This window comes from Brevibacterium sp. FME37, assembly GCF_014897485.1.
In the GTDB taxonomy this organism is placed as follows: domain Bacteria; phylum Actinomycetota; class Actinomycetes; order Actinomycetales; family Brevibacteriaceae; genus Brevibacterium.
The window spans coordinates 169,082-186,931 of record NZ_JABUYE010000001.1; the positions used below are offsets into that span (position 1 = coordinate 169,082).

Genomic DNA, 17,850 nt, shown 5'->3' on the forward strand with positions numbered 1-17,850 from the left:
TCAGATCAGAGGATCGAACCGATCAGGTCAGGGAAAGGCGGGGACGTCGACCCCAGCCATCTTCGCCACACAGCGAATGACCTGGCAGCTGTATCCGAACTCGTTGTCATACCAGACATAGACGACGACACGATCCTCGTCGACGATTGTGGCTAGGCCATCGACGACTCCGGCGCGCTTCGAACCGACCAGGTCACTGGAGACCAGCTCGGGGGAGGAGACGTAGTCGATCTGGTTGCGCAGCTCCGAATTCATCGAAGTGTCGCGGAGGAACGCGTTGAGTTCATCGACGCTCGTAGACTTCTCAAGGTTGAGGTTGAGAATCGCCATCGACACGTTCGGCGTGGGAACGCGGATCGCGTTGCCAGATAGCTTGCCCTTGAGCTCAGGTAGAGCCTTCGCCACAGCCTTGGCAGCACCGGTTTCCGTCAGGACCATGTTGAGGCCGGCAGCGCGACCACGACGGGAACCCTTGTGGAAGTTGTCGATGAGGTTCTGGTCGTTGGTGAACGAGTGCACCGTCTCGACGTGACCGTTGCGGACCCCGTACTTGTCATGCAGGGCCTTGAGTACCGGTGTGATCGCGTTCGTGGTGCACGAAGCCGCTGACATGATCGTGTCCTCGTCGAGGATGGCCGCGTCGTTGACTCCGTAGACGATGTTCTTGACCTCGCCCTTGCCCGGGGCAGTGAGAAGGACCTTCGATGCGCCGGGGCAGGCCAAGTGCTTGGACAGGCTCTCCTCGTCACGCCAGATGCCGGTGTTGTCGACGATGACGGCATCGTTGATTCCGTATTCGGTGTAGTCGACCTGTGAAGGATCGTTGGAGTAGATGACCTGGATCAGGGTGCCATTGGCCTGGATCGTATTGGCCTCTTCATCGACGACGATGCTGCCGTCGAAGTTGCCGTGCACCGAGTCACGTCGCAGGAGCGAAGCGCGCTTGACGATGTCATCATCGCTGCCCTTGCGGACAACGATCGCACGCAGACGCATTCCGGTGCCGCCGGCGCGATCGATGAGGATGCGGGCCAGCAGGCGACCGATGCGTCCGAAGCCGTAGAGAACGACGTCGCGTACGGCGCCTTCTTCGCCATTGTCGCCGGCAACTGATGCGAGTTCCGTGGAGAGGAAGCTCTCAATGGAGTCCGACTGTTGCTGCTGCTTCTGGATGAGGCGGCCCAGGTCGATGCGGGTGGGCCCGAGATCAAGCTCGGACAGTGCTCGAACGATCTCCAGCGTCACCTCGATGTCGAGATCCTCGCCGAGGAAGTGGCGGGCATATCGGTGTGCCTTGATCATCCCGGTCACTGACTTATTCAGCAGTGACCGGCCGAACAGCGTCAGGAGGACGTCGTTCTCTCGGTACAGACGTCCGGTCAGTGGAATGAGTTCTTCGGCGGCAGTCTGCTTGTTCGCCCATTCGTTCAGGCGAGCCGTCGTTGCATCAGTCAAAGGTCGTGTCTCCTCGGTCAGTTAGCGAATTCTCGCCTAGTCTAACGGGTTGTCTGCTCGCGATTCGTCTGGTGTTCATCGAGTCGACGGAATCCGAGCAGCGTGAGCGCGATGATGCCGGCTCCGGCCAACAACGCACCGAGGTTCTGGATCTGAACCTGGGGTTCGACCAAGCGGTATTCGGGGGAGTCCTCCTTCCGTGGCCGAGGCGGACTCGCGGTTCCGATCCAGGCCGCAACGAAGAGGATGATACGAGCAAAGATATTCATTGTCAGCATGATCGCGATGATCGATCCGAACACGCCAGCGGCTTTGTTGCCGGAGAAGACGTCGACGAGGACTGTCGCGAGGTTGATGAGGACGGTGAAAGCCACGGCGCCGATGAGTGAGCCCCTGATCTTGGCTCTCTTGCCCACCGGGTGATCGGGCAACATGGTGAAGAGAAACATGAAGATCAGCCACGCGGCGCCCAACGTGATGATGAACGGCACCACGCGCAGTACCACCGAAGCGAATCCGCCGAGGTGAAGTGCCTCGCTGATGGCCGATCCCAATCCGGTGCCGATGACTGTCAGGGCCACTGTGAGCAGCAGGCCGATGATGAGTCCCAGGAGTGTCACAACATTGTTGAGGATCTTCTTGACGAAGGACTGGTTGGGAACGACATCGTCGAAATCTGCATGCAGCTGTGCTCTCACAGCGGCACCGAGGTTGCCGATGAATCCCTGCCCGGTATAGAGAGCGGCGAGGATGGCGATGATTCCGACCGACTGCCAGCTGGTGAGGAAGCTCTCAAGCTGTTCCGTCAGAGACGAATTTCCGCCGACCTGCTTTTCGATCTGCTCAACGACGACGGGGAGGAGCTCCGGTTTGGCGACGTCGAGGACGAAGCCGAGACTTGCGAAGGTGAACATCGCGATCGGCATGACCGCGAGAACCAGGAAGTAAGTCATGGCCGCGCCGAATTGGTTGCCCAGGCGTTCGCCGAAACGTTTGACGGCACGCATCAGGTGGGCGGGTCCCGGCTGGGTGATGGCATTGTGGCCGACTTCGGCGACCGTATTGCGTGAGGCCAGTACTTTGGCTGGTGCCACTTCATGCTCCTTCGATCTTGACCCGCAGGTGTCTGTTTCAACACTAGCCGCTGTGAGCGCCCTGAAAGGGGTGGGCCGCGCCTGTAATCTAGACTTTCGATCATGCCGACACTATTTTCGACAGTCCAGTGCGCTGATCTGAGGTTGTCCGCAGGTTCCTCAGCAGCGGACAACCTCAGCGGGTTCTCCGGTTGGGCCGTGACGCTCATGGAGACGCTGGGACCGATCGGTGTCGGCTTCTTGGTCTTCTTGGACAACATCTTCCCGCCGATTCCCAGCGAGCTGGTGCTGCCGCTGGCGGGCTTCACCGCCAGTCAGGGCAGCATGAGCATCGTTCTGGCGATCGTCCTCGCCACCGTGGGATCGGTCGTCGGCGCGGTCATCTTGTGGGCGCTGGGCAAATGGATCGGCCTTGAGCGCATAGCCCGGATCGCCGTGAAGATGCCGCTGGTCGACGTCGACGATGTACACAAAACGGTTGGGTGGTTCGACAAGCACGGTGATAAGGCTGTGTTCTTCGGACGGATGGTCCCTATCTTCCGGTCCCTGATCTCCATTCCCGCCGGCATGCGGAACATGTCGATCGTCAAGTTCCTGGCTCTGACCACAGCCGGAAGCGCGATCTGGAATACCATCCTCATCGTCGCTGGCTTCTACCTCGGTGAGAACTGGTCGATTGTCGAAACCTACGCGGGCTACTTCCAGACGCTGGTCATCGTTGCTGTGCTCGTCTTCGTCGCAGTGTGGATCGTGTTCAAGATCCGCAAACGCAGGAAGGCCAAGGCTGCCGGGCGAACCGAATTCTCCCGCGATAGCACCGAAGGCCCAGCCGGTCTGTCAGGGGACTGAGCCTTCGGCTCGGATCAATGCAGGTCGCTGCTGAGCCCGAGTAACTGCAGAGTCAGTGTCACCGCGCTGCCCGTGTCATCACAGCCAGGCTGCAGCAGTATGTTCTTTCGGAACTACTTCGCCGGCGCGGACAGGCCCGGGGGCGGTGCCCTCCCCGAAGGGCGAACCGCCCAGCTCCTCTCGGCCATGAGGTGAGAGCCAGTCCGCGAGGTCCGGTCCTCGGGGAACGATCTGTGTCGGGTTCACATCGACATGGACGATGTAATAGTGCTGTTTGATCTGAGTGAAGTCGACAGTGTCGCCGAATCCCGGCGTCTGGTAGAGATCGCGGGCGTACCCCCAGAGATTCTCGAAGTCGCGCAGCGTCTGGCGATTGCATTTGAAGTGTCCGAAGTAAACCGGGTCGAAGCGAACCAGAGTGGTGAACAGACGGACATCCGCCTCGGTGATGGAACCGCCCATAAGATATCGGGAGTGGCTCAGTCGTTCCTCAATGGTGTCCAGGGCAGTGAACAGCCGGTCGAAGGCAGCCTCGTAGGCTTCCTGCGAGCCGGCGAAGCCACAGCGATAGACGCCGTTGTTGATCTCGGTGTAGATCAGGCGCATGACCTTCTCCATCTCCTCCCGAGACTCCTCGGGCCAGAGATCAGGGGCACCATCTCTGTGATACTGCGTCCACTGAGTGGAGAAGTCCTCAGTGATCTGGGGGAAGTCGTTCGTCACGACCATTCCGCTGGCGATGTCGACAATGGCAGGGACGGTGATTCCACGCGGGTAGTCCGGGAACCGTGCGAAGAACGCCTGCTGCAAGCGTTCGATTCCCAGCACCGGGTCTACTCCGCCGGGGTCGAGGTCGAACGTCCAGGACCGTGCATCGTGCGTAGGTCCGGGCATTCCGATGGAGATGACGTCCTCGAGCCCCAGCAGCCGGCGGACGATGATGGTCCGGTTGGCCCATGGACAGGCGCGAGCAGCGATGAGCCTGTAGCGACCGGGCTCGACCGGCCAGTGCGAGTCAGGGTCGGCGAGGATCCGATCTTCGATGTAGTTCGTGTCCCGGTCGAAATCCTCGCCCTTGGCCACGTAGCTGTTCATCTGGCTGGTGTCATCGGACATGGTCTGCTCCTTCGTGAAAGTGCCTCAGTTGTCACGTTGGGCCCCAGCCTACGTCTCGTCGCCGCGCCGTGATCAGTCGGTGTAGAGCCCGTCGATGTCGGCTGCGAAGTCCTTGCTGACGAGGTGACGCTTGACCGATTGCTTGGCCGATAGGTAGCCGTTGTCTTCGGTGAGCTCAACGGGCAGGATGGTGAACTTCTTGATGCCCTCCGCCCGTGACACGGTTCTGTTGACGTTCTCGACGGCCTTTTCGATGGTGGCCCGCACGGTTTCGTCTGCCGATGCCTGGCGCAGGTCCATCTGCGGCAGGTCATGGTTCTTCAGCCATGTCGGCAACATTTCCGAATCGAGGAAGATGAGCGCGGAGATGAACTTCCGGTTGTCACCGACGACGACGGGCTGGCCGATGAGCGGGTGGCGACGCAGGGCATCTTCGAGTGGTGCAGGGGCGATGTTCTTGCCGCTCGAAGTCACGATGAGCTCCTTCTTGCGACCATTGATCGTCAAGTAGCCGTCCTCATCGAGAGAGCCGAGATCACCGGTGGCGAACCATTCGCCGTGGAACTCCTTGTCGGTGGCCTTCGGGTTGTTCCAGTATTCGCGGAAGACAGGGACGCCCTTGGCCAGGATCTCGCCATCGGGGGCGATGGCTACGCTGACACCGGGCAGTGGAACGCCGACGGTGCCGATTTTGGCCTTCTCCGGCACATTCACGGTGATCGGGGCGGTTGTCTCCGTCAGGCCGTAACCTTCGAGGACAACGAGGCCGATTCCCCGGAAGAAGTGGCCGAGATGAGCGCCGAGCGGGCCGCCACCGGAGACCGCGGCACGGACGTTGTTGCCCATGACCGTACGCAGCTTCGAGTACACGAGCTTGTCGAAGAGTGCATGCTGGAGTTTGAGTGAGGTTGGGATCTTCTCTGCATCCATGGCCCTGGAATAGGCGACAGCGACCTGCTCAGCGCGGCGGAAGATCTTCTCCTTGCCGCCGGATTGGGCCTGCGCCAGTGCAGAGTTGAAGACCTTCTCGAAGACGCGGGGGACTCCGAGGATGAACGATGGACGGAAGCTGCCGAGAGCGTCTGTGAGCTTCGTCAGGTCGGACTGGTGGGCCAGCACAGCGCCGGAGCTGATCGAAAGGACCTCGATGAAGCGAGCAAAGACATGTGCCTGTGGCAGGAACAGCAGCGCGCGCATGCCTCCGGTGAAGACCTCCGGGATCTGCTCCTGAGCAGCCTGGACGGTCTGGACGAAGTTCCCATGCGTAAGAACACAGCCCTTTGGCTTGCCTGTGGTGCCGGAGGTGTAGATGAGGGTGGCGGCTGTTTCGCTGGTGACCTGCGAGCGTGCGGCTTCGAGGGCGTCGTCGCTGATCTGTCGCCCGGTGGTTTCGAGTTCGGAGAACGCGCCCTGGTCCCAGACCCACAGCTGTGGTGTGGCGACTCCAGCGGCGGCCGCGGCGGCTTCGACCCGGTCGGCGTGCTCACGAGTGCTGACGAGGCCACGTTCGACGGCCGCGTCCTTGATCATCCAGGCGAGCTGATCTTCTGAGGATGTGTCGTAGAAGGGTACGGAGATTCCGCCCGCGAACCACACGGCGTAATCACTGAGAGTCCATTCGAAGGAGGTGGGTCCGAAGATTGCGATCCGGTCTCCGACCTCGACTCCGGATGCGATGAGCCCCTTGGCCGCTGTTCGGACCTGGGTGAGGAATTCACCGGCGGTGACTTCGTCCCAGCTGTTCTCAACTGGTTTGGCCACCAGCGGCAGATTCGGGTCCTCGGCGACCTTCGCAAGGAAGATATCGGTCGTAGATGATGCCGTGTCGACCTTGAAGTCGACAACCGGGGTTGTGGATTGAGGCATTGTCGCCTGGCTCATGAGCTCTCCTTCGTGGCATAAGTTACTGCCCGGTTATCTTACTGGTCCGGCGTTGTGAGGTGAAATCGCTCACGTTTGGAAGCTCAAACCCTCGTCACACCTCTGTCTCGCAGTCTAGCCAAGTCGAAGCAGGGAATGTTCAGAGTACGATGGTCAAAACCCGCTCACGCCCAGCCAGTGAAGGAAGGTAATGACGACGAATCCTGAGGAGACCGGTTTCCGCTACGATGCGGTGCTGGCCGAGAAAATCGAGAAGTCATGGCAGCACACATGGGAACAGGCGGGAACATTCCACGCCCCGAACCCAACCGGTGATCTGAGCCAGGCTGTTGGAGGTCTCGGTCAACAGGATTCGGACTCTGCATATGGTCCGCCAGAGGCCCTCGGCGAGCGTGAGTCCCTCTACATCATGGACATGTTCCCCTACCCGTCAGGGGCGGGGCTGCACGTCGGTCACCCTCTGGGCTACTTGGGCACGGACGTCTACGGCCGCTATCAGCGGATGCGCGGGCACAATGTCATGCACGCACTGTCCTATGACGCCTTCGGTCTGCCCGCCGACCTATACGCAGTCCAGACGGGCCAGCACCCACGCATCACGACGGATGCGAACATCAAGAACATGACACGACAGCTGCGTCGGCTGGGTCTGGCCCATGACGCTCGCCGCAGCTTCGCGACCACCGACGATGAGTTCGTGCGGTGGACCCAGTGGATCTTCCTGCAGATCTTCAACTCCTGGTATGACCCGGAGGCGAGCACCGAAGGCGAAGACTCTGTCGGCGCCGCTCGGCCGATCACCACGCTGATCGAGAAGTTCGAGCAGGGAGCCAAACAGACCCCTGACTCCCGTCCCTGGTCGGAGCTGAGTCCGTCCGAGCAGGAGGCCATCCTGCAGGACTACCGCTTGGCCTATGTCTCTGAGTCCCCGGTCAATTGGTGTCCGGGGCTGGGCACCGTGCTCGCCAACGAGGAAGTCACGGCCGAAGGCCTCTCCGAGCGGGGCAACTTCCCTGTCTACACCCGCCGCCTGCGGCAGTGGAACATGCGCATCACCGCCTATGCCGATCGCCTCATCGACGATCTGGACGGCCTTGACTGGCCCTCGGCAGTGCGCAGCATGCAGGTCAATTGGATCGGCCGCTCGAAGGGTGCCCTGCTGCGCCTGCCCGTGGCCGCCTCGGATGCGCAGCTCGAGGTCTACACGACTCGTCCCGACACCCTTTTCGGTGCCACCTACCTCGTGCTCAGCCCAGAGCATCCGCAGGTTGCCGCACTCACAGCCGCTGAGTGGGGCGAGCAGACTCCCGAGTCGTGGCGCGGCGGTCAGCCCACCCCCGTCGAGGCGATCGCCGCCTACCAGCGCGAAGCAGCGGCGAAGACCGATGCGGATCGTCAGCAGAGCAAAGACAAGACCGGAATCTTCACCGGGTCCTATGCGATCAATCCCGCGACCGGGAAGCAGATTCCTGTCTTCGTTGCCGACTATGTGCTGATGGGTTACGGAACCGGCGCGATCATGGCCGTTCCGGCCGAAGATACCCGCGACTGGGACTTCGCGAAATCATTCGGACTGCCGTATGTGCGCACCGTTACGCCCCCGGCCGATCACGATGAGGACAAGCCCTACACAGGGACCGGGGTGATGACCAACTCCGCCAACGACGAGATCGACATCAACGGTCTCGAAGTCGACGCGGCGAAGGCGACGATCACCGAATGGCTGGCCCAGAAGGGGCTGGCCACCGAGTCGACTCAGTACCGACTGCGCGACTGGCTGTTCTCCCGCCAGCGCTATTGGGGCGAACCGTTCCCAATCGTCTACAACGAGGCCGGAACGCCGATTGCCCTGCCCGACTCCATGTTGCCGGTAGGGCTGCCCGAGGTCGACGACTTCGCTCCGCGGACGTTTGCCGCCGATGATGCAGACAGCAATCCGGAGCCTGCTTTGGGGCGCAACCGCGACTGGGTCGAGGTCGAACTCGACCTGGGTGATGGTCCGCAGAAGTATTACCGCGAGACGAACACGATGCCCAACTGGGCCGGATCGTCCTGGTACCAGCTGCGCTACGCCGACCCGCACAACAGCGAACGTCTCGTGGACCCGGACAACGAGAAGTACTGGATGGGCCCACGCGAATCCAAGCCGCGCGGCGGTGCCGACCTCTACGTGGGCGGTGCCGAGCACTCGGTTCTGCACTTGCTCTACGCTCGCTTCTGGCACAAGATCCTGTTCGACCTCGGCCATGTCTCATCGTCGGAACCGTTCCACCGTCTGGTCAATCAGGGCTACATCCAGGCCTACGCCTACACCGACTCACGCGGCGTCTATGTCCCCGCCGCCGAGGTGGAGGAGAAGACAGATGGCAACGGTGAGTCGACCTTCTGGTACGAGGGTGCACAGGTCAACCGTGAATACGGCAAGATCGGCAAATCACTGAGGAACTCGGTCTCGCCCGATGAGATGTATGACGAGTACGGTGCTGACACGTTCCGTGTCTATGAGATGTCGATGGGACCGATCGAACAGGCTCGTCCCTGGGAGACGCGTGCCGTCGTCGGTGCGCAGCGGTTCCTGCAGCGTGTGTGGCGTCTGTTCGTGGACGAGACCACCGGCGAGTCGGCGATCAGGGACGGCATGGCCGAACCTGAGACGCTCAAGGTGCTCCACCAGGTCATCGACGGCGTCCGTGACGACATGGACCATCTGCGTTTCAACACCGCGATCTCGAAGCTGATCGTGCTCACGAACCACGCCACGAAGCAGGGCGGAGTCACGGCAGATGTGTTGGAGCCGCTGACCATCATGCTCTCGCCCTTCGCGCCGCACCTGGCCGAGGAGCTGTGGGCCAAACTGGGCCACACCTCAACTCTGACCTATGCGACGTTCCCGGCCGCCGACCCGCAGCATCTGGTCGCCGACCAGGTCACCTGTGTCGTCCAGGTCAAGGGCAAGGTGCGTGCACGACTCGAGGTCGACCCCGAGATCTCGGCCGAGGACCTGGAGGAGCTGGCACTGGAATCGCCGAATGCGCTCAAGGCACTCGACGGGGCCGGGGTGCGCAAGGTCATCGTGCGCGCGCCCAAACTGGTCAATATCGTCCCCGACGCCTGAGACACGGCGTCTGCCCGGAAGGGTTGAATACATATGTCAATGGAAGCCACACGGGACGAAATCCGGCACACCCTGGGTGTGAGGCCGACAATAGATCCGGCAACGGAAGTCGCTCGTCGTGTCGAATTCCTGGCCGAATACATCCTGACTACCGGAGTCAAGGGTCTGACCTTGGGCATCAGTGGTGGGCAGGACTCCACCTTGGCCGGACGACTGTGCCAGTTGGCGGTCGAGGAGCTGCGCAGGAGGGGAGCGAACGCCGAATTCTGGGCGATCCGCTTGCCTCATCATGTGCAGACCGATGAGGATGACGCTCAGAGTGCGCTGGAGTTCATCCGAGCCGACCATGAGGTCGTCATCAACATCGGTTCGGCCACCGACGCTGCGGCGGCCGAATATGCCAGCGCGACCGGAGACGCCATTACCGACTTCGGCAAGGGCAACGTCAAGGCACGGATGCGCATGATCGCGCAGTTCGAGCTGGCAGGGGAGAAGCGTCTCCTCGTCGCGGGCACCGATCATGCGGCAGAGGCCGTGACCGGCTTCTTCACCAAATTCGGTGACGGTGCCGCCGATGTTGTGCCGCTGGCAGGACTGAATAAGCGACAAGGACGAGCGCTGCTTGACCACCTCGGCGCTCCCGAGCACCTGGTTCGCAAAGTTCCCACAGCGGACCTGCTCGATGATGCACCGGGCCAGACCGACGAGTCGTCTTTGGGTCTCAGCTATGACCAGATCGATGACTTCCTCGAGGGCAAGGACATCGATAAGGCTGCTGCTTCGGCACTCGTTGAGAAATACCGTGCCTCCGAACACAAACGTCGCACACCGGTGACACCGACCGATTCGTGGTGGATTCGCCACTGACCCGGTAGCCGCCACTGACCCGGTAGCCGGCACTGACTCGGTAACGCTGCTGACACTGATGGCGACGGACTCGATACGAGTCCGTCGCCATCGTGGTTCTCAGTTCAATTCGCCTTAGGCGACGAGTCCGAGCTCCAGGGCTGTTTGGTTGAATTCCCACCGGGCGGAGACGAACTTGTCGCCCAGGCTCTCGCCGCGGCTGCGAGCCTCCGTGTACTCTCTCCAGCCGCCTTTGCGGGAATCTCCGGGACGGATCTCTCGCTTCGACTTATCGTCGGCAAGCTGGCGAGTCTCCTCATTCACCCAGATCGACAGAGCTTCGGCGGCACGGTAGAGATCCATGAACGCTGTGTGGGAACGCGGGTTGTCGAAGCTGGACTTCGCGAATTCCTTCCGGAACGTGTGCAGCGGCTCGAGTTCGTCAACCTCGAGCGTCCCGTAAGTCGCATCCAGACGCAGCGACTGCACCAGGCCCGCAGAATCCGGGAGCAGGCCCAGGATCCGCCGCGCACGCTCTTCGTCGGGCAGCGCAGTGACGTCTTCGTCGACAGGAGTCAGACCCAGGGTATCGAGACGCCCACGTTCGGTGCTCAACAGCTGGCGCAGAGAATCGATCTGTATCTGTGCCCGCCGCCACTCGCCATGGAACATGAGCAAGGCGATGATGACTCCGAGGCACAGAATCAGGCCGATGATCCAGGCGAAGGGGTGGAGTCCGGGCACAGCGAAGAGGACGATGCCCAGCACGCTGAGCACCGCGAATGTTACCGCCGCCGGTGAGTTGGTCAGGAAATCCAAGAAACGCTTCACAATTCCAAGGGTACTGTTTCAACCTGCAGATATCGTGGAACCTAGTGGCATATAGTGTGGCTGAAATGCCGGGACGAAGCAGGGAGAACACGGATTGAAGATTTCAGTCATCGGGTGCGGATACCTGGGCGCTGTTCACGCGGCGGCTATGGCATCACTGGGACACGAGGTAGTCGGCGTCGATGTCGACGCTGACAAGGTGGCGGCGCTGACCTCTGGTCGGCCGCCCTTCTTCGAGCCGGGGCTGAGTGAATTGCTGGTGAAGGGTCAGAACCTCGGCAGTCTCGAATTCACCACAGACGTCTCGCGTGTCGCGGACTCGCGGATCCATTTCGTGTGTGTCGGAACCCCACAGAAGCCGGGAGAGTTCGCAGCCGATGTCACCTACGTCGATGCGGCAGCGAATTCGCTGATTCCGTATCTGACTTCGACGTCGGTGGTTGTGGGTAAGTCCACCGTTCCTGTCGGTACTGCAGAACGTTTGGCCGCTCTGTTGGCTCCCGCGGGAGCAACCCTGATGTGGAATCCCGAGTTCCTGCGGGAAGGTCATGCTGTGGAGGACACGCTGCACCCCAACCGCCTGGTCTACGGTGTCGCAGATGGGCAGGCCGGTGAACAGGCCACTGCTGGCCTCGACGAGGTGTATGCGACCATGCTGGCCGAAGAGACGCCGCGCATGATCACAGACTTCGCGACCGCCGAGCTGGTCAAGACCGCGGCGAACTCATTCTTGGCCACGAAGATCTCATTTATCAATGCGATGGCGGAGCTGTGCGAGGCCTCGGGGGCCGACGTCACCCAGCTGGCGGATGCGATCGGGATGGATGATCGCATCGGACGGAAGTTCCTCAACGCCGGCCTCGGCTTCGGCGGCGGTTGCCTGCCCAAGGACATCCGTGCCTTCTTGGCCCGTGCCGGTGAACTGGGTGCCGATCAGGCGGTGGCGTTCCTGCGGGAGATCGACTCGATCAACATGCGACGCCGTGTGCGCATGGTCGACATTGCCCGGGATACCTTGGACGGGTCATTCATCGGGAAGAAGGTCACGGTCCTCGGCGCCGCGTTCAAACCCAACAGCGACGATGTCCGGGATTCGCCTGCTCTGGCTGTGGCGCGTCTGATCGCGACCCAGGGCGGTGTGGTGACGGTGACGGATCCGCAGGCGATCGACAATGCGGCCAAGACCTTCCCCGAACTCAACTATGTGGCTGATACCTCGCAGGCTCTGGCCGGCGCCGATGCTGTGCTGCTGCTGACGGAGTGGCAGGAGTACCGGGATCTTGATCCGGTGGCCACAGCGTCGTTGGTGGCAGACAAACTCCTCATCGATGGCAGGAATGTGCTGACACCGCAGGTGTGGCGCGCGGCCGGCTGGACGTATCGGGCGCTGGGCCGACCATGAAGATCGGCCTGGTCACCGACTCGACGGCACAGCTGTCGGACGACGAGGAATCCATGCTGCGCGAGATCACCGGTGACCTCTTCGCCGTCGTTCCCTTGACGGTGCTCGTTGGAGGGGTCGCCTTCGCAGACGGCGAGCTTGAACCGGGGCACCTGTGCCAGAAGATGGACGAAGGCGCCGAGGTGTCGACCTCCATGGCGACTCCCGCTCAGTTCACCAAGGCCTACTCAACCCTGCTCGACCATGGGGCTGAGGCGATCATCGCTGTGACCATGTCGGGGGAGCTCTCCGGGACACGTGACTCGGCCGTCGCCGCCGCTGCGCTCGAGGATTCGCTGATCAACGTTGTGGATTCCAGGACCACCTCGGCGGGACTGGCCGGCGCACTTGCGATCGCTGCCGCCGGAATCACACAGGGACACGATGTGGCGTCGATCGCCGGAACCGTCGCCGACTGGTGCGCCGGCGAGACCCGAACCGCATTCGCTCCAGAGACCTTGGAACACCTGCGCCGAGGCGGTCGCATCGGTGCCGCGTCCTCGCTGCTGGGCCGGGCCCTGCAGATCGTTCCGGTGCTCGGGCTCAACGCCGGTGTCGTGGCCCCTGTCGCCAGGGTCCGCACCCGCACGAAGGCACTCGATCGCATGGTTGCCTTAGCCGGTGAAACCGCAGCCGAGATCGCCTCCGATGAGCAGGACGTGTACGTGGAGATCCAGCACGCGGACGGTGAACCCTCCCACCCAGATGTGGTCACGCTGCGCGAGAAGATCGAAGCGGCCGGCCTACCGACGACATTTCGAACCTTGTCGACCATCATCACCGCCCACGTCGGATCCGGCACCATCGGAATCACGGTCCAAACCAGACCCTGAGCTTCTCACCACCGGTCCACTCATGCTCACCAGACTGTGGACGAGTGGCCCAGTCATGCGTGTTTGACCTGTGGACCCAGAGACGGTTTCCACAAGCGGCAGTTCGGCGCTGGTGCGAGCGAGGCCTGTACCCAAAGCTTGTCGACATGGCCGTCTCTCCCGATGATCGCTTCGCAGGCCTCATCAATTCCAGCGCCGAACGCGGCGGGTGGGTCCCAGGAGATGTGTTCGGAAGCGACACCGAAGGCGAAGAAGAGCCGGTAGAGCAGCGTCGAGTGCGCCTGCCCATCCTGGTGGCATTGGCGGTGGCGACAATTGCTGTGCTCGTCATCGCCTTCCTCATCTTCCGACCCGCCCCACACCATGCCGCCTCTGAAGAACAGGTGGGATCAGCAGAGGGCGGCGGCACAGACGCCGGTGGCAGTGCAGGCGCGACTGCGACCCAGAGCGCCGACGACGGAACCGTCGTCGTCCATGTCACCGGAGCAGTGCACAGACCCTCCGTCGTGACCCTGAGTGCAGGAACTCGAGTCCAGGACGCGGTGGAAGAGGCCGGGGGACTGAAGGAACAAGCCGACGCGGAGGCGATCAACCTTGCCCGGGTCCTTAAAGACGGCGAGCAGATCCACATCCCCGCCCGCGGAGAAGAGCCAGAGACGAGTCGTGCTGATGACGCCGGCACTGCTTCGAACGCAGGCGGGAGCTCAAGTGCCAGTCCAGGCGGAGACCCAGGAGGGGCTGCGAGCTCCAGGGGCGCAGGTTCCGGTGGTGCGGAGGACAACGCAGCAGGTGATCCCGGCAGCGGCTCCGCAGATCCGAATCCGGGGGCAAAAGTCGACCTCAACACCGCTGACCTCACGAGCCTGGAGACACTGCCCGGAGTCGGTCCTGTGACCGCAGAGGCGATCATTGCCCACCGTGAGGAGCAGCCCTTCACCAGCGTCGAGGATCTGCTGCTCGTCCAAGGTATCGGACCCAAGACCTTCGAAAGTCTCAAAGACCTTGTCACCGTCGGGTAGGGCTCAGCGAGCGAGGACTGGTGGGGCGAAATCTGAGCGGGTCAGAGACCGGTGGAAGACGGTTGTCACCTGTGTGAGGACCACTGCCCAGATCTGGCCCGGATCGGTTCGCCTGCTCATCTGCGCGCTGGCACTATGGACCACTGCACTGCTGGACCTCGGACCCTGGGCGCTGCTGGCTGCACCAGCTCTCGTCGGCCTCGGCTTCCTGTGTCTGCGCAGGCACCATCACCTCGGTGTGCTCCTCATCGTCTTCACCTGCCTGTTCACGATCCAGACCACCATGCTCGGCGCCGCTCGAGGAACGGATGATGCCACCTCGGCGGAGGGCATCGTGGTCGGGCACAGCCAGCCGGGGGAATCGGGCTGGTCTCGGCTGACGGTGCTGACCTCGACCGGTATCACCGAGGTGCTCAGTCCCTCGGCGCCACCCGATGGTGCTCGTGTGTCCATGCGCACCGAAGCCCTCGATGACATTCGCATCTCCAACGTTGATGCGAACGTCCTTCGTACACCGAACAGGCTGTGGCAGTGGCGAACGGACCTGCGCATGCAGCTGCGCGAAGACTCACTGGCCTCGGGCCACAGCGGCGGAGCACTCTTGCCAGGACTCGTGGTCGGAGACACCGGGCCGCAGAATGCACGGATGGAAGACGACATGCGTGTGGTGTCCCTGACTCACATTTCGGCCGTCTCAGGCAGCAATGTCACGATCGTCAGCCTCGGCGCCGGACTGTTTGCCGGACTGTGTCGGGCCGGGCCCAGAACACGCGTCGCAGTCGGGGTGCTCACCTGCATCGGGTATGTGTTCGTAGTCGGATTCGAACCCAGTGCCATCCGGGCCGCTGGGATGGCTATCGCGGTGGCCCTCGTGTTCCTACGTGGGGGAGGGATCTCACCGGTGGCGGTGATGAGCACGACCGTGTGCCTTCTGCTCAGCCTGGTCCCCGTGCTGGCCACCTCGGTGGGGTTTGTGCTCTCCGTCGTCTCGACCGCCGCCATCATGTTCATCGTTCCGATCCTTCTGCGGTATCTGAGCCTGCGACTGTCGCTGGTCCCCGCCATCGTCATCAGCGCCCTCCTCGTGCCCCTGGTTGCTCAGTTGGCATGTACCCCGGTGCTAGTGGCGATCGATCCTCGGATCGGGATGTGGTCGGTGGCGGCCAACGCCCTGGCCGCACCCGCAGTGCTGCCGGCCACCATCCTCGGGTTCCTATCGCTGGTGTGCGGGGGTCTCGGGCTCGTCGGCGTCCCGGGACTGCTGTGGGCTGCTCAACTGCCTGCCTGGTTCGGCTCTCTGTGCGCATGGTGGATCGTTGCCGTGGCCAGGGCCTGTGCCGGACTGCCCGGGGCGGCATTGGACTGGCCGCAACCGCCGTGGGGGACGCTGGCCGCAACCGGGCTCCTCGTCGTGTTGGCCGCAGGCACATGGCTGATAGTGCGCCGCAGACTGTGGGGAGTTCCAGTGGTCGTCGTCTGCATCTGCCTGACAGCGCTGATCATCGTGGTCGGCCGGACGAAACCACCGGCAGATGACTGGTTGGTGATGGTCTGCGATGTGGGGCAGGGCTCGGCAACGCTGATCAACCTCGGCGAAGGCCGTGGGCTCGTCGTCGACACGGGGAAGGACCCGAAGCCGGTCGACGTGTGCCTTGACGAGGGTGGGATTGAGGAGTTCGATCTGTTCATCTCCCACTTCGATGCCGATCACAGTGCTGGGTATGCCGGAACCACATGGTCGCGGACCCTGCAGCAGCTGTGGGTGTCTGCCAACGTCAGTGGGGGAGCCGAAGCCCGCAACATCGTTGAAGACACCGGCGCCGAGGTGGTTGCCACAGCACGTGGACGCACGATCGACGCCGGTGGGGCACAGATCGAGGTGCTCTGGCCGCCTACGACGAACACGGAGGAGTCAGGGGGTGCAGAGGAGGCGGCAGGGGCCGAGGAAGCACAAGGGAGCGGGGGCACCGAGGTGCGCAATGAGGATTCTCTGGTGCTGAGGGTCGAGCAGAACGATTTGAGTTACCTGGTCCCCGGAGATATCGGCGAGGACGAACAGTTCATCGTCGCTCAGAACCTCGAACCCGTCGATGTGCTCATTGCACCCCACCATGGCTCTTCCGACCTGTCAGAGGACTTCTTCACGGCCGCAGGCGCTCGCCTCGGAGTGGTCTCGGTGGGAGACAACAGCTACGGCCATCCCACGCCACGAGCCCTGCAGGCCTTCGGACCCGTCACTGTTCTGCGCACCGACCTCTGCGGCACCGTCGCCATCTATGCGGACGCACAGTACAGCACCGGGCGAGGCTGCCCATGACTGCCGGTGACTGCGGCGCGTCGTGTCCATGGCTAACGATAGGCTTGGGCCATGGCAGTGAAGAAGACCCTGATCCCGTGGAGTTCCGCGAAGCCCGCGCCCGTAGTGATGATCTCTGGAAACGAGCCTGTGCTCATCCGAATGGCCAAGGATCGGATCGTCACTGCCGCACGGAAGTCCGACCCGGAGGAGATCGAATTCGACGCCGCCGGATACCAAGGCGGAGAGCTGCTCATGGCGGCCTCGCCCTCATTGTTCTCTTCTTCGAAGCTCATCGTCGTCGACAGCGTCGAGAAGTGCTCGGAAGCATTCTTGGCAGATGCGCTCGCCTACCTCGATGACCCCAATGACGATGCCGTCGTCGTTCTCCTGCACGGGGGAGGAAATCGGGGTGCGAAGCTGGTCAAGAAGATCGAGGCGAACGGATTCCCCCGAGTTGATGCGGCCGCGCTGAAGAACGAGAGTGACCGGGCCAAATTCGCCCAAGGCCGGTTCAAGGCTGCGAAGAGGCAGATCGACGAATCCGGGATGGCAGCACTCATGTCCGCGCTCGGGGCCGACCTGTCCGAGCTCAACGCCGGTGTGGAGCAGCTCGTAGAAGACACGGAAGGAACCATCACCGCTCAGGTTGTCGACCGGTACTACGGCGGTCGGGTGGAAGCCACCGGCTTCAAGGTCGCCGACGCTGCCGTCGGGGGAGATGCGAAGAATGCACTGAGCCTCCTGCGTCACGCACTGTCGACCGGCTCCGACCCGGTGCCACTGGTGGCCGCTGTTGCAATGAAATTGCGGGGGATGGCCAAGGTCCAGGGCTTCTCGGGATCAAGCGGTGAACTCGCGGCGGAGCTGAAGATGGCTCCGTGGCAGGTCGACCGTGCCCGGCGTGAGGTGCGCCGTTGGAACGAAGTGGCGCTGGGACAGTCACTGATTGCGGCGGCCGAAGCCGATGAAGCCGTCAAGGGCGGAGGCCGTGACCCGGTCTACGCGGTCGAATGGTTCGTCTCCGAAGTCTGCCGGCTGGCTCGCCAACGCTGAGCGGCGAACACATCCCAA

13 protein-coding genes are annotated in these 17,850 nt (G+C 62.5%); 8 read left to right on the forward strand and 5 right to left on the reverse strand.

Annotation, left to right across the window (positions count from 1 at the left end; all coding sequences use genetic code 11):
- Positions 1-27: 27 nt before the first annotated feature.
- Both INT29_RS00720 and INT29_RS00725 read right to left on the reverse strand, forming a co-directional pair.
- Positions 28-1,455 (reverse strand): glyceraldehyde-3-phosphate dehydrogenase, encoded by a 1,428-nt coding sequence (locus tag INT29_RS00720; RefSeq protein WP_193070442.1) that lies wholly within the window; start codon positions 1,453-1,455, stop codon positions 28-30.
- A 41-nt stretch (positions 1,456-1,496) separates the two neighbouring features.
- A complete protein-coding gene (locus tag INT29_RS00725) occupies positions 1,497-2,549 on the reverse strand; it encodes a YhjD/YihY/BrkB family envelope integrity protein (protein ID WP_193070443.1) in 1,053 nt (350 codons plus the stop codon).
- Positions 2,550-2,651: 102 nt separating this feature from the next.
- Here INT29_RS00725 and INT29_RS00730 point away from each other — a divergent pair, with 102 nt between their 5' ends.
- The gene (locus INT29_RS00730) at positions 2,652-3,398 is read left to right on the forward strand and encodes a DedA family protein (protein WP_226830489.1); all 747 of its coding nucleotides are present in this window, start codon (positions 2,652-2,654) and stop codon (positions 3,396-3,398) included.
- A gap of 78 nt (positions 3,399-3,476) precedes the next feature.
- Here the strand turns inward: INT29_RS00730 and INT29_RS00735 are convergent, their stop codons facing one another.
- Positions 3,477-4,514, reverse strand: coding sequence for a glutathione S-transferase family protein (locus INT29_RS00735; protein ID WP_193070444.1), 1,038 nt, complete (start codon positions 4,512-4,514; stop codon positions 3,477-3,479).
- Positions 4,515-4,586: 72 nt separating this feature from the next.
- Entirely contained in the window at positions 4,587-6,395 is a 1,809-nt protein-coding gene (locus INT29_RS00740; RefSeq protein WP_180958915.1) for an AMP-dependent synthetase/ligase, read from the reverse strand.
- A 190-nt stretch (positions 6,396-6,585) separates the two neighbouring features.
- Between INT29_RS00740 and leuS the strand changes: the two genes are divergently transcribed.
- Together leuS and nadE are read left to right on the forward strand one after the other, a co-directional pair.
- A complete protein-coding gene (leuS, locus tag INT29_RS00745) occupies positions 6,586-9,510 on the forward strand; it encodes a leucine--tRNA ligase (RefSeq protein WP_101570374.1) in 2,925 nt (974 codons plus the stop codon).
- A gap of 39 nt (positions 9,511-9,549) precedes the next feature.
- Complete coding sequence (gene nadE / locus INT29_RS00750; protein WP_308298055.1) at positions 9,550-10,377, forward strand: ammonia-dependent NAD(+) synthetase; 828 nt, start codon at positions 9,550-9,552, stop codon at positions 10,375-10,377.
- A gap of 114 nt (positions 10,378-10,491) precedes the next feature.
- On the opposite strand, the gene INT29_RS00755 is transcribed toward nadE, so the two are convergent.
- On the reverse strand, positions 10,492-11,187 hold the full coding sequence (locus INT29_RS00755) for a hypothetical protein (RefSeq protein WP_257930071.1): 696 nt from the start codon (positions 11,185-11,187) through the stop codon (positions 10,492-10,494).
- 94 nt (positions 11,188-11,281) lie between these two features.
- Here INT29_RS00755 and INT29_RS00760 point away from each other — a divergent pair, with 94 nt between their 5' ends.
- The 5 genes from INT29_RS00760 to holA all read left to right on the forward strand — a co-directional run bounded on the left by INT29_RS00760 (position 11,282) and on the right by holA (position 17,832).
- Positions 11,282-12,589, forward strand: coding sequence for a UDP-glucose dehydrogenase family protein (locus INT29_RS00760; protein WP_193070445.1), 1,308 nt, complete (start codon positions 11,282-11,284; stop codon positions 12,587-12,589).
- On the forward strand, positions 12,586-13,461 hold the full coding sequence (locus tag INT29_RS00765) for a DegV family protein (RefSeq protein ID WP_226830490.1): 876 nt from the start codon (positions 12,586-12,588) through the stop codon (positions 13,459-13,461). Before INT29_RS00760 ends, INT29_RS00765 begins: the two co-directional genes overlap by 4 nt.
- Before the next feature lie 146 nt (positions 13,462-13,607).
- Positions 13,608-14,480 carry a helix-hairpin-helix domain-containing protein gene (locus INT29_RS00770; protein WP_193070447.1) on the forward strand — a complete coding sequence of 291 codons (873 nt, stop codon included), beginning with the start codon at positions 13,608-13,610 and terminating at the stop codon, positions 14,478-14,480.
- Positions 14,481-14,553: 73 nt separating this feature from the next.
- Positions 14,554-16,797: a ComEC/Rec2 family competence protein gene (locus INT29_RS00775; RefSeq protein WP_193070448.1), complete on the forward strand. Its 2,244-nt coding sequence runs from the start codon at positions 14,554-14,556 to the stop codon at positions 16,795-16,797.
- 51 nt (positions 16,798-16,848) lie between these two features.
- Positions 16,849-17,832, forward strand: a complete 984-nt coding sequence (gene holA / locus INT29_RS00780) for a DNA polymerase III subunit delta (RefSeq protein WP_101570368.1) — start codon at positions 16,849-16,851, stop codon at positions 17,830-17,832.
- Positions 17,833-17,850 lie beyond the last annotated feature (18 nt).

Bases quoted from the DNA above. Each gene is read 5' to 3' on its own strand.
- INT29_RS00730 (WP_226830489.1), top strand. From the start codon at position 2,652: ATGCCGACACTATTTTCGACAGTCCAGTGCGCTGATCTGAGGTTGTCC.
- INT29_RS00735 (WP_193070444.1), bottom strand. From the start codon at position 4,514: ATGTCCGATGACACCAGCCAGATGAACAGCTACGTGGCCAAGGGCGAG.
- INT29_RS00740 (WP_180958915.1), bottom strand. From the start codon at position 6,395: ATGAGCCAGGCGACAATGCCTCAATCCACAACCCCGGTTGTCGACTTC.
- leuS (WP_101570374.1), top strand. From the start codon at position 6,586: ATGACGACGAATCCTGAGGAGACCGGTTTCCGCTACGATGCGGTGCTG.
- nadE (WP_308298055.1), top strand. From the start codon at position 9,550: ATGGAAGCCACACGGGACGAAATCCGGCACACCCTGGGTGTGAGGCCG.
- INT29_RS00765 (WP_226830490.1), top strand. From the start codon at position 12,586: ATGAAGATCGGCCTGGTCACCGACTCGACGGCACAGCTGTCGGACGAC.
- INT29_RS00770 (WP_193070447.1), top strand. From the start codon at position 13,608: ATGGCCGTCTCTCCCGATGATCGCTTCGCAGGCCTCATCAATTCCAGC.
- holA (WP_101570368.1), top strand. From the start codon at position 16,849: ATGGCAGTGAAGAAGACCCTGATCCCGTGGAGTTCCGCGAAGCCCGCG.